Origin of the sequence: Halomonas aestuarii, from assembly GCF_001886615.1 — a bacterium.
GTDB lineage: Bacteria > Pseudomonadota > Gammaproteobacteria > Pseudomonadales > Halomonadaceae > Halomonas > Halomonas aestuarii.
In genome coordinates, this window is sequence record NZ_CP018139.1 from 3,032,659 (window position 1) to 3,045,180 (window position 12,522).

Consider the following 12,522-nt stretch of genomic DNA (forward strand, 5'->3'; position numbering starts at 1 on the left):
GGATTAGCGTCGGCGCATCCACCCGAGGTCCCGGCGATCAGGCCGCCTCGGCCTTGCGGTTGAGGGTGTCGAGGAGCCGCTCCACCGCCTGGAAACGCGCCTCCTCCTTCTCCATGTCCGCCTCGAAGCGCAGGGTGTCGGCGCCGTCGAGGCGATAGCGGCCGGGCGCCTGCTGGATCAGCTCCACCAGCACCAGCGGGTCGACGCTGGTCTGGCTGCCGAAGATCACCCGGCCCTTCTCGGGGCCCGCCTCCAGGCGGGTGATGCCCAGGCGTTCGGCCCGCTGGCGCAGCTTGGTCTGGCGCAGCAGGGTCTTGACCGGCGCCGGCAGCAGGCCGAAGCGATCGATCAACTCCACCTGCAGCTCCTTGAGCTCGCCCTCATCGCCGGCGCTGGCGATGCGCTTGTACATGACCAGGCGCTGCTGGACGTCGTGTAGGTAGTGGTCCGGGATCAGCGCCGGCAGGTTGAGGCTCACCTCGACCCCCTGGTCCAGCGGGGCCTCGATGTTGGGGGTGCGTCCCTCACGGATCGCCTTCACCGCGCGGTCGAGCATCTGCATGTAGAGGCCATAGCCGACGGCTTCCATCTGCCCGCTCTGCTCCTCGCCAAGCAGCTCGCCCGCCCCGCGGATCTCCATGTCGTGGCTGGCCAGGGTGAAGCCGGCCCCCAGGTCCTCGGCGCCGGCGATGGCCTCCAGCCGCTTGACGGCATCCTTGCTCATCACCCTGGGGGGCGGGGCGAGCAGATAGGCATAGGCCTGGTGGTGGCTGCGACCGACGCGGCCGCGCAGCTGGTGGAGCTGGGCCAGGCCGAACTTGTCCGCGCGCTCGATGACGATGGTGTTGGCGCTGGGTACGTCGATGCCGGTCTCGATGATGGTGGAGCAGACCAGCACGTTGAAGCGCTTGTGGTAGAAGTCGGACATGACCCGCTCCAGGGAGCGCTCCGGCAGCTGGCCGTGGGCGACCCCGACCCGGGCCTCCGGGACCAGCTCGCGGACCTTCTCGGCGGCGGTCTCGATGGTCTTGACCTCGTTGTGCAGGAAATAGACCTGGCCGCCGCGGAGGATCTCGCGCAGGATCGCCTCCTTGATCACCGCCTCGTCCCGCTGCTGGACGAAGGTCTTCACCGACAGGCGCCTGGCCGGCGGGGTGGCGATGATGGAGAGGTCGCGGATGCCGCTCATGGCCATGTTCAGCGTCCGCGGGATCGGCGTCGCGGTCATGGTCAGGATGTCCACCTCGGCGCGCAGGCGCTTCAGGCGTTCCTTCTGGCCCACCCCGAAGCGGTGCTCCTCGTCGATGATCAGCAGGCCCATCCGGGGCAGCTTGGTGCTCTTCGAGAGCAGCTTGTGGGTGCCGATGACGATATCCGCCTGGCCCTCCTCGATGCGCTTCAGGGAGGCGGCCTGTCCCTTGCCGGCGGTGAAGCGCGAGATCAGCTCGATGTTCACCGCGGTGTCGGCGAAGCGGTCGCGGAAGTTCTCGTAGTGCTGGCGGGCCAGCAGGGTGGTGGGCACCAGCACCACCACCTGGCGGCCGGCATGGACCGCCAGGAAGGCGGCCCGCATGGCGACCTCGGTCTTGCCGAAGCCGACGTCGCCGCAGACCACCCGGTCCATGGGGCGAGGGGCGCACATGTCGCCGATCACGGCCTGGATGGCGGCGCGCTGGTCGGGGGTCTCCTCGAAGGGAAAGCTGGCGGCAAAGCGGGCATATTCCGCATCGGGCGGGGGGCAGGCGAAGCCTTCCCGGGCCTCGCGGAGGGCATAGATGTCGAGCAGTTCGGCGGCCGTGTCGCGGATCTTCTCGGCCGCGCGGCGGCGTGCCTTCTCCCACTGGTCGGAGCCCAGCCGATGCAGGGGGGCCAGCTCGTCGTCGGCCCCCGCATAGCGCGAGATCAGGTGGAGGCTGTCCACGGGCACATAGAGCCGCGCGCCCTCGGCGTATTCCAGGGTCACGAATTCGGCGGCCTGACCGCCGGCCTCGATCGTCTCGAGCCCCTTGTAGCGCCCGACGCCATGGGCCTGGTGGACGACCGGGGCACCGGGCCGCAGCTCCGAGAGGTGGCGGATCGCCAGTTCGCCGTCATCGGTGGCCTTCTCCCGACGGCGGCTCTGTCGGACCACCTCGCCGAAGAGCTCCGTCTCGCTGATCACCGCCAGGTCGGGGTCGGTCAGCCACAGCCCGGCATCGATTTCGCCCTCGGTGATGGCCAGGCGCATCTCGCTCTCGAGGAAGGCCGGGAAGTCCTCCACATGAGGTAGGTCGAGGCGCAGCGGCGCAAGGGTCTCCTCCAGGGCCTCGCGCCGGCCGCGCGACTCGGCCACGAAGAGCACCCGGGTCGCGGGGTGGTCGTCGAGGAAGGTCGAGAGGTCGGCGAGGGGCTCCTTGGCCCGGGCATTCACCGTCACCGTCGGCGGGGCCTGGCTGGCGGGTACCACGGCATGCCGGTGATCGGCATCACCGGTCAGGGCCACCCGCGGATGGCGCTTGATGTCGCCGAAGACCTCGGCCACCGGCACGAACGCGCGGTGCGGGGGCAGCAGGGGACGGGTGGGGTCGACCCCGAGGTTCTCGAAGCGACTCTCGATGGCCTCCCAGTGGTGCTCGGCGGCCTCGAACACCCCGGGCAGCATGGCCACCCGGGTTCCCTCGGCCAGGTGCTCGAACAGCGTCGCCGTCTGCTCGAAGAACAGCGGGAGGTACTGCTCGAGGCCCGGGGAGGGGATGCCCTTGAGGGCATCCACATAGAGCGGGCACTGGCGTGGGTCGACATCGAACAGCGTCTCGAACCCGTCACGGAAGCAGGCGATGGCGCTGCGCGACAGGGAGTACTCGTGGGCCGGCAGCAGCTCCACCCGCTCGACCCGGTCCTGGCTGCGCTGGGTCTCCGGGTCGAAGTGGCGCAGGGTGTCGATCTCGTCGTCGAACAGGTCGATACGCAGCGGCGATTCGGCGCCCATGGGGAACAGGTCGATCAGCGCGCCGCGCAGCGCATACTCGCCGGGTTCGAAGACCGTCTCCACGGACCGGTAGCCGGCGCGCGACAGGGCCGTCCGGAACCCCTCGCGATCCAGCGTCTGGCCGGTTTCCAGCGTCATCACGCGACCGGCGATGTAGTCCACCGGCGGCAGTCGCTGCATGAGGGTGTTGATGGCGGCCAGCACGATGCCGTGCTCGCCGTCCTGGAGGCGACGCAGGGTGCGAAGCCGCGCCGAGACGATGTCCTGGTGCGGCGAGAAGCTATCGTAGGGCAGGGTCTCCCAGTCGGGGAAGGGCATCACCGGCTGTCGGCCATAGAAGCCCAGGTCGCTCTCCAGCCGCTGGGCGGAGGCGGTATCGGGAGTGATCACCAGCAGCGGCGCGTCCTCGGCCAGGTGGGCCAGGGCCAGCGCGGTGGCGCTGCCCGCCGGGGTCTGCCAGTAGAGGATGTCGCGCAGCCCCTGGGGGCGAGGCGGGTCGAGCGGCGAGAAGTTCGGCATGCGATTCGGTTACCCAACCGTGTTCGTGAGCGGCATGTGACGGTAGGGGCATCATACCAGTCCCGGCGCAGCCCTGTAGTCAGGGGCGAATTCCTGTAATACCCCTACACCGGCTGCGACCATCCTGCGATTGCCCCGGGAGATGGCGCCCCGGATAATAGCTGCGAATCTTCCTCACTATTCTCACCAAGGAGAGGCCCTCGTGAGCCAGCAATCCCTCGATACCGTCTTCCAGGAATGGCACGACAACCAGGCGATCGCCGAGCAGATGATCCCGATGATCGGCAGCCTCTACCGCCACAACAACGTGGTGGTGACCCTGTACGGGCGGTCACTGTTCAACCGCAGCGTGATCCGCATCCTCAAGGATCACCGTTTCGTGCGCAAGGCCGAGGGAACCGAACTCTCCGTGCAGGACACCTTCCCGCTGGTCCAGGCCATGCTGGCGCTGAACCTGGGGCCGGCCCACGTCGACGTGGGCAAGCTCGGCGTGGCCTTCAAGCGGCGTGGCGGCGGCGACGCCCAGGCCTTCCTGCGCGAGGAGCTCAGCGAGATCGTCGATGCCCACGACCCCGATGCCGGCAACGGCCAATCCAAGGACGTGGTGCTCTATGGCTTCGGTCGCATCGGCCGCATCCTGGCGCGAGTGCTGGTCGAGAAGGCCGGTGGCGGCAACCTGCTGCGCCTGCGCGCCATCGTGGTGCGGGGCCGTGGCGACATCGCCAAGGACCTGGAGAAGCGCGCCAGCCTTCTGCGCCGCGACTCGGTCCATGGCCCGTTCAACGGCACCATCAGCGTCGACGTCGAGTCGCGGACGCTGATCGCCAACGGCAACGTCATCAAGGTGATCTACGCCGACTCGCCGTCCGAGATCGACTACACCGCCTATGGGATCGACAACGCCGTGGTGGTCGACAACACCGGCATCTGGCGCGACGAGGAGGGCCTGGGCCAGCACCTGGCGTGCAAGGGCGTGTCCAAGGCGCTGCTCACGGCGCCGGGCAAGGGCGACATCAAGAACATCGTCTTCGGCATCAACCACCTGGCCATCAGCGCCGAGGACCGCATCATCTCCGCGGCGTCGTGCACCACCAACGCCATCGTGCCGGTCCTCAAGCTGCTCAACGACGAGTTCGGCGTCGAGCATGGCCATGTGGAGACCGTCCACTCCTACACCAACGACCAGAACCTGATCGACAACTACCACAAGGGGGATCGTCGCGGTCGTAGCGCGCCGCTCAACATGGTGCTCACCGAGACCGGTGCCGCCAAGGCGGTCGCCAAGGCGCTGCCGGAGTTCGACGGCAAGCTGACCGGCAACGCCATCCGCGTGCCGACGCCCAACGTCTCCATGGCGATCCTCAACCTGCGCCTGGAGAAGGAGGCCGACGCCGGGGCGCTCAACGACTTCCTGCGGCGCATGTCGCTGGACTCCCCCTACCAGAAGCAGGTCGACTACGTCGATTCCCCCGAGGTGGTCTCCACCGACTTCGTCGGTAACCGTCATGCCGGTATCGTCGATGCCAAGGCCACCATCGCCAACGGCAAGAATGCCGTCCTCTATGTCTGGTACGACAACGAGTTCGGCTACAGTTGCCAGGTGGTCCGCATCCTCCAGCACGTCTCCAACGTGCATTTCCTCAAGCTGCCGCGCGCCCAGGCCTGATGCAGCCACTGGCCGCCCCTCCGGGGGCGGCCATCCCGCATTCCCCAGGACCCCACCGGCCGAGCAGGCCGGTGGGGTCCTGTTCTTGTGGCCGTCACGCAGGCGTGGCGATCGGCCACCTGAGGCGGGCGAGGGCGCTGCACTTTCACGTTGTTTCCACTGCCTGTTGCCGTATTGCCCCTTGCACCCGCCGGGGCGTGCGACCTAAGGGCAGGTGGTCATCCCCTACGCTTGTCTTTATAATACGATGGATTTTTCGGGGTGGTTCGAGCGTGCCTCGGGCCCGACTGGTAACGTACTGAAAACAGAAGAATTCGAATCCATTCGAACCCCTTTCTTCATCTATCCGATCCATCAACTGGGCGAGACTATGATCGAAGTCAAGAAAGGCCTGGATCTCCCCATCGCGGGGACACCGGCGGAGCGTATCGAGGATGCGCGGCCGGTGCGCCATGTGGCCGTCCTGGGCACCGACTACGTCGGCATGAAGCCGACCATGGAGGTACGTGAGGGGGACAGGGTCAAGCTGGGCCAGCTGCTCTTCACCGACAAGAAGATCGACGGTGTGCGCTTCACCGCGCCGGCCGCCGGCGAAATCCTGGCCATCAACCGCGGCGAGAAGCGCAAGCTGCTGTCGGTGGTGATCAAGGTCGACGAGACCGAGGAGGCGGTCGAGTTCACCGCCCACGGTCGCGACAAGCTGGAGGGGATCGAGCGCCAGGCCGTGGTCGATCAGCTGGTCGAGTCGGGTCTGTGGACGGCACTGCGCACCCGTCCCTTCTCTCGCACGCCGGCCATCGACGGCACGCCGACCGACATCTTCGTCACCGCCATCGATACCCATCCGCTGGCCGCCGACCCGGCGCTCATCATCAATGAGCAGCCCGAGGCCTTCGAGGATGGCCTGAAGGTGCTGGCGCGCCTGACCGAGGGCAATGTCTATCTCTGCACCGCCCCGGAGGCCCGCATCCCGGGCGCCGACGTCAAGGGCGTCCAGCAGGAGACCTTTGCCGGTCCGCACCCCGCCGGCCTCGTGGGGACCCACATCCACTACCTCTCGCCCGTGGCCCTGCACAAGCGTGTCTGGCACATCGGCTACCAGGACGTGATCGCCTTCGGCAAGCTGTTCGCCGAGGGCAAGCTGGATGTCAACCGTGTGATCGCCGTGGGTGGCCCGCGCGCCGAGAATCCGCGCCTGCTGCGCACCCGCCTCGGGGCCAGCACCGAGGAGCTGCTCGCCGGTGAAGTCATCGAGCCCGATGACACCCGGGTGATCTCCGGTTCGGTGTTCTCCGGCTTCGCCGCCGAGGGGAGCCTCTGTTACCTGGGCCGTTTCCACAACCAGATCAGCCTCCTCGAGGAAGGCAACAAGCGGATCTTCATGGGCTGGATGTCACCCGGCGCCAACCGGCACTCGGTGCTGGGCATCTATCTCTCGAAGATCAAGGGCCTGAGCAACTATGCGCCGACCACCTCGACCAACGGCTCCGAGCGCGCCATGGTGCCGGTGGGGGCCTACGAGAAAGTGATGCCGCTGGACATCCTGCCCACCCAGCTGCTGCGCACGCTGATCGTCGGCGACATCGAGACGGGAATGTCACTGGGTTGCCTGGAGCTGGACGAAGAGGACCTGGCGCTGTGCACCTACGTGTGCCCCGGCAAGTACGAGTACGGTCCCATCCTGCGTGACAACCTCACCATGATCGAGAAAGAGGTGTGATGATGGCTATCCGACAGACGCTCGACAATCTCGAGCCACACTTCCACAAGGGTGGCAAGTACGAGAAGTTCTATCCCCTCTATGAGGCGGTGGATACCATCTTCTACACGCCGCCCAGCGTGGCCAAGACCACGGCGCACGTGCGCGACGGGATCGACCTCAAGCGCATCATGATCACCGTCTGGCTGTGCACCTTCCCGGCGATGTTCTTCGGCATGTGGAACGCCGGCTGGCAGGCCAACCTGGCCATCGCCGACGGCTTCGGCGCCCCGACGGGCCTGCGCGAGGCCATCGTCACGACCCTGACCACCGGCCATGATCCGGGCAGCTTCTGGGCCAACCTGGTGCTCGGCGCGACCTACTTCCTGCCCATCTACCTGGTCACCTTCGTGGTGGGCGGCTTCTGGGAGGTGCTGTTCGCCATCAAGCGTGGCCACGAGGTCAACGAGGGCTTCTTCGTCACCTCCGTGCTCTTCGCCCTGATCCTTCCGGCGACCATCCCGCTGTGGCAGGTGGCGCTCGGCATCACCTTCGGCGTGGTGATCGGCAAGGAGATCTTCGGCGGTACCGGCAAGAACTTCCTCAACCCGGCGCTGACCGGCCGTGCCTTCCTCTACTTCGCCTACCCGGCCCAGATCTCCGGTGATTCGGTATGGGTCGCGGCCGATGGCTACACCGGGGCGACGGCCCTCTCCGTCGCCTTCCAGGACGGCATGACGGCGCTCTCAGACACCTTCAGCTGGTGGGACGCCTTCCTCGGCTTCATCCCCGGCTCGGTGGGTGAGGTCTCGACCCTGGCCATCTTCATCGGCGCCGCGGTGCTGCTGTGGACCCGGATCGCCTCCTGGCGCATCATGCTCGGCGTGTTCCTGGGCATGGTGGTCACCAGCACCCTGTTCAACCTGATCGGCTCCGACACCAACGCGATGTTCGCCATGCCCTGGTACTGGCACCTGGTGGTGGGCGGTTTCGCCTTCGGCATGGTCTTCATGGCCACCGACCCGGTCTCCGCCTCCATGACCAACCAGGGTCGCCTGATCTTCGGCGCCCTCATCGGTGTCATGACCGTGCTGATCCGTGTCGTGAATCCGGCGTTCCCCGAGGGCATCATGCTGGCGATCCTGTTCGCCAACCTGTTCGCCCCGCTGATCGATCACTTCTTTGTACAGGCCAACATCAAGCGCCGCCTGCAGCGCACCGGTGTGCCGGCCGAGGAGACTGCCTGATGGCACAGAGCAACAACTCCACCAAGAAGATCCTGACGGTGGCGTTCGCACTATGTATCGTGTGTTCGATCATCGTCTCGACCGCCGCCGTGGCCCTGCGTGCAAAGCAGCAGTTCAACCAGGAGCTCGACCGCAAGACCAACATCCTCAATGTGGCTCAGCTCTACGAGCCCGGCATGGACGTGAACGAGACCTTCGGGTCCGCGATCACGCCTCGCGTGGTGGACCTGCGCACGGGCGAGTATACCGACGAGTTCGACCCCTCCACCTATGACGGCTTCCAGGCGCGTCGTGATCCGGCGTCGTCACGTACCCTCTCCGGCGAGAAGGACATTGCCGGCCTTACGCGGCAGGAGAACTACAGCACCGTCTACCTGGTGGGCGATCCTGACGATCCTGAGCAGATCATCCTGCCGATTCGCGGCCAGGGCCTCTGGGGACTGATGCGCGGCTTCCTCTCCGTGGAAGGCAACGGCAACACCATTGTCGGTATCACCTACTACGAGCACAGCGAGACCCCCGGACTGGGTGCCGAGGTCAATAACCCGCGCTGGCAGGCACAGTGGGAAGGCAAGGAGATCTTCGACAAGAAGGGCGAGATCACTCCCGCTATCAGCCTGGTCAAGGGCGGCGCCAGCGGCGAGAACGAGGTGGATGCCCTCTCCGGTGCCACCCTGACCAGCAAGGGCGTGACCAACATGCTGCAGTTCTGGCTGAGCCCGGAAGGCTTCGGTGACTACCTGGCCCGGTTCCGTGCCGGGGTCGACCAGGACGAGGTCCAGAGCGCCGACGTCGAACTTGAAAGTCAAGGAGCCTGATCATGTCTGCTGGCAATGCAAAAAGCGTCCTTACGACGCCGATATTCAAGAACAACCCCATCGCCCTGCAGATCCTGGGGATCTGTTCGGCGCTGGCGGTGACCACCAGCATGAGCGTCTCGCTGGTCATGACGATGGCGGTGATCTTCGTGACGGCCTTCTCGAACCTGTTCGTGTCGCTGATCCGTCACCATATCCCGTCCGCCATCCGCATCATCGTCCAGATGACCATCATCGCCTCGCTGGTCATCGTGGTGGATCAGATCCTGAAGGCCTACGCCTACGAGATGTCCAAGCAGCTCTCGGTCTTTGTGGGGCTGATCATCACCAACTGCATCGTGATGGGGCGTGCCGAAGGCTTCGCCATGACCAATACCCCGGGAATGTCCTTCCTGGATGGCATCGGCAATGGCCTGGGCTACGGCTTCATCCTCATGACCGTTGGCTTCTTCCGTGAGTTGCTCGGTGCCGGCAGCGTGTTCGGCGTCACCGTGCTGCAGCCGGTGCAGGATGGCGGCTGGTACGTGCCGAACGGCCTGCTGCTGCTGCCGCCCTCGGCGTTCTTCATCATCGGCCTGATCATCTGGGTGCTGCGTTCCGTCAACCCGGAGCAGGTCGAGGAGAACGAATTCAAGATGAAGGCCAACACCCAGCCGAAGGAGGCCGTGTAACATGGAACATTATCTGAGCCTGTTCGTCGCCTCGGTCTTCGTCGAGAACATGGCCCTGGCGTTCTTCCTGGGCATGTGTACCTTCCTGGCGGTGTCCAAGAAGGTCTCCTCGGCCATCGGCCTGGGCATCGCCGTCATCGTGGTGCTGACCGTCACCGTGCCGGTGAACAATCTGGTCTACACCTTCCTGCTCAAGGAAGGGGCCCTGACCTGGACCGGCATCAGCGGTGCCGAGAACATCGACCTCTCCTTCCTCGGTCTGCTCTCCTACATCGGCGTCATCGCTGCCCTGGTGCAGATCATGGAGATGTTCCTCGACAAGTACGTGCCGGCGCTCTACAACGCGCTGGGCGTCTTCCTGCCGCTGATCACCGTGAACTGCGCGATCCTCGGCGGGGTGCTGTTCATGGTCGAGCGCAGCTACAACTTCGGTGAGTCCGTGGTCTACGGCCTGGGCGCGGGTACCGGCTGGGCGCTGGCCATCACGGCGCTGGCCGGGATCCGCGAGAAGCTCAAGTACAGCGACGTGCCCGCCTCGCTTCAGGGCCTGGGCATCACCTTCATCACGGTGGGCCTGATGTCACTGGGCTTCATGTCCTTCTCCGGCATCCAGCTCTGAGACGGCTCGTGTTCTTCCGGCGGCGTTCGCGCCGCCGGTGACCAGGCAACGCAAGCAATAGGAAACCGACATGGTTGATACAACAGTCATCTTGCTCGGTGTGGTCATGTTCACCGTGATCATCATCGGTCTCACGGCGGTGATCCTGGCCGCCCGTAGCAAGCTTGTCAGTACCGGGGATGTGACCATCGAGGTCAACGGTGACCCCGAGCACACCCTTACCACCCAGGCCGGGGGCAAGCTGCTCAATACTCTGGCGGCCAACGGCATCTTCCTCTCCTCCGCCTGCGGCGGCGGCGGCTCCTGCGCCCAGTGCAAGTGCCGGGTCGAGGAGGGCGGTGGCTCGATCCTTCCCACCGAGGAGTCCCACTTCACCCTGGGCGAGAGGAAGGAGGGCTGGCGTCTCTCCTGCCAGGTGCCCGTGAAGCAGGACATGAGGATCGAGGTCCCGGAGGAGGTCTTCGGCGTCAAGCAGTGGGAATGCGAGGTCATCGAGAACCCCAACGTCGCCACCTTCATCAAGGAGCTCAACCTCAAGCTGCCCGAGGGCGAGGAAGTGGGCTTCCGCGCCGGCGGCTATGTGCAGCTGGTGGCGCCGCCCTATGACATCAAGTTCTCCGACTTCGACATCGAGGAGGAGTACCGGGGCGACTGGGAGAAGTTCGGCCTGTTCGACATCTCCCACAAGAACGACGAGGAGATCATCCGGGCCTACTCCATGGCGAACTACCCGGAAGAGAAAGGCATCCTCAAGTTCAACATCCGGATCGCCACCCCGCCGCCCAATTCCAGCCACCCGCCGGGCCTGATGTCCACCTACGTCTTCGCGCTGAAGCCGGGTGACAAGGTCACCGTGATGGGGCCGTTCGGCGAGTTCTTCGCCAAGGACACCGATGCCGAGATGGTCTTCGTCGGCGGCGGTGCGGGCATGGCGCCGATGCGCAGCCACATCTTCGACCAGCTCAAGCGTCTCAAGTCCGACCGCAAGATCAGCTTCTGGTACGGCGCTCGCTCCTGGCGCGAGACCTTCTACAACGAGGAGTATGACCAGCTGGCCGAGGAGTTCCCGAACTTCGAGTGGCACCTGGCGCTCTCCGACCCGCAGCCGGAGGACAACTGGGAAGGGCCGACCGGCTTCATCCACAACGTCCTCTACGAGAACTACCTCAAGGACCACCCGGCCCCCGAGGACTGCGAGTACTACATGTGCGGGCCGCCCATGATGAACGCCTCCGTGATCAAGCTGCTCATCGATCTGGGCGTCGAGCCCGAGAACATCCTGCTGGATGATTTCGGCGGCTGATCGCGTTCTCTAGATGGCACCTCCGGGCCGGCCGACAGGCCGGCCCCTTTGCTTCGACCGCTGCTGCCCGACATGACGATCGATACGCGGTCGTCATCTCAGGCACCAGAAGTCCGACGTCATGGATCTTGAGCGAGATCACGCTGTCACAGGTGGCAGGATCCGAGTACCTTTCCGTCTCAAGGAGCTACGCAATGACCCTTTACCTGGTGGTATTTGCCTTCATGCTGCTGATCATGGCCGCAATGGCCATTGGCGTGATCATGGGTCGCAAGCCCATCGCCGGCAGCTGCGGTGGCCTCAACCAGCTCGGCCTCAAGGAGGGGTGCGAGGTCTGCGGCGGCAAGGACGAGGTCTGCGAGGAGGAGAATCGCAAGCGGGGCAGTGCCCGTCGCCGCAGCGACGAGAGCCGCGGCGCCGACCTGGGGTATGACGCGACCCGCCGCTGATCGGCCAGACAGGCCAGCCTCACGCGACAAGGATCGAGGGCGACGAGCTCTCGATCCTTTTTTCGTCTGGCGCTAGAGACGTGGCGGATCGCCCGGGAGGGCAGGAACAGGATGCCCTAGGCCTCGGGCGGGGACGTGTCCTTGAACTGTGCTGCATAGCAGGGCGGAGAGGCTGGTTCACGATCCGCCGCGTTTTCCTCAGATAACGCTTGAAGGATGGCGTCGCGCAGTAACGGCAGGTGAGAGCCCTCCAGATCCCGCGCCGCAGAGAGCAGCGTCAACCGCCCCTGCCGGGCATGGCGCATGAGGGGAAGCAGGCTCTCCGGTGCATCCCGCAGCTCTCCCCGGTAGCGTGCGGCGAAGACGTCCGCGCTGATCTCCGCCTGGTGATACTGCCGGCGCAGGGCCGGCGAGGGGGAGGCGTCCCGATACCACTCGGTCAGGGCCAGGCTCTCGCGGCGCTTGCCGCGTGGCCAGAGGCGATCGACCAGCACCCGGGCGCCATCCTCGGTGTCGACCGGCTGGTAGATCCGCTTGAGCACGATGTCATTGCCCATGTCACA

10 protein-coding genes are annotated in these 12,522 nt (G+C 65.6%); 8 read left to right on the forward strand and 2 right to left on the reverse strand.

The window, feature by feature from the left end; translation table 11 throughout:
- Positions 1-37: 37 nt before the first annotated feature.
- The gene (gene mfd / locus BOX17_RS14125) at positions 38-3,487 is read right to left on the reverse strand and encodes a transcription-repair coupling factor (RefSeq protein WP_071945601.1); all 3,450 of its coding nucleotides are present in this window, start codon (positions 3,485-3,487) and stop codon (positions 38-40) included.
- Positions 3,488-3,689: 202 nt separating this feature from the next.
- Between mfd and BOX17_RS14130 the strand changes: the two genes are divergently transcribed.
- From BOX17_RS14130 to nqrM, 8 genes are all read left to right on the forward strand, one after another.
- Positions 3,690-5,153, forward strand: coding sequence for a glyceraldehyde-3-phosphate dehydrogenase (locus BOX17_RS14130; RefSeq protein WP_071945602.1), 1,464 nt, complete (start codon positions 3,690-3,692; stop codon positions 5,151-5,153).
- A gap of 370 nt (positions 5,154-5,523) precedes the next feature.
- A complete protein-coding gene (locus tag BOX17_RS14135) occupies positions 5,524-6,873 on the forward strand; it encodes a Na(+)-translocating NADH-quinone reductase subunit A (protein WP_071945604.1) in 1,350 nt (449 codons plus the stop codon).
- The gene (locus tag BOX17_RS14140; protein WP_071945606.1) at positions 6,873-8,099 is read left to right on the forward strand and encodes an NADH:ubiquinone reductase (Na(+)-transporting) subunit B; all 1,227 of its coding nucleotides are present in this window, start codon (positions 6,873-6,875) and stop codon (positions 8,097-8,099) included. Before BOX17_RS14135 ends, BOX17_RS14140 begins: the two co-directional genes overlap by 1 nt.
- Positions 8,099-8,917, forward strand: coding sequence for a Na(+)-translocating NADH-quinone reductase subunit C (locus BOX17_RS14145; RefSeq protein WP_071945608.1), 819 nt, complete (start codon positions 8,099-8,101; stop codon positions 8,915-8,917). The genes BOX17_RS14140 and BOX17_RS14145 overlap by 1 nt, the downstream gene beginning before the upstream one ends.
- 2 nt (positions 8,918-8,919) lie before the next feature.
- Entirely contained in the window at positions 8,920-9,588 is a 669-nt protein-coding gene (locus BOX17_RS14150; protein ID WP_071945610.1) for an NADH:ubiquinone reductase (Na(+)-transporting) subunit D, read from the forward strand.
- A 1-nt stretch (position 9,589) separates the two neighbouring features.
- Complete coding sequence (nqrE, locus tag BOX17_RS14155; protein ID WP_071945613.1) at positions 9,590-10,207, forward strand: NADH:ubiquinone reductase (Na(+)-transporting) subunit E; 618 nt, start codon at positions 9,590-9,592, stop codon at positions 10,205-10,207.
- Positions 10,208-10,277: 70 nt separating this feature from the next.
- Positions 10,278-11,510 (forward strand): NADH:ubiquinone reductase (Na(+)-transporting) subunit F, encoded by a 1,233-nt coding sequence (gene nqrF / locus BOX17_RS14160; protein WP_071945615.1) that lies wholly within the window; start codon positions 10,278-10,280, stop codon positions 11,508-11,510.
- A gap of 194 nt (positions 11,511-11,704) precedes the next feature.
- Positions 11,705-11,959 (forward strand): (Na+)-NQR maturation NqrM, encoded by a 255-nt coding sequence (gene nqrM, locus BOX17_RS14165; protein WP_071945617.1) that lies wholly within the window; start codon positions 11,705-11,707, stop codon positions 11,957-11,959.
- Positions 11,960-12,075: 116 nt separating this feature from the next.
- Here nqrM and BOX17_RS14170 read toward each other — a convergent pair whose 3' ends face one another.
- Positions 12,076-12,516 (reverse strand): DUF488 domain-containing protein, encoded by a 441-nt coding sequence (locus BOX17_RS14170; protein WP_071946901.1) that lies wholly within the window; start codon positions 12,514-12,516, stop codon positions 12,076-12,078.
- Positions 12,517-12,522 lie beyond the last annotated feature (6 nt).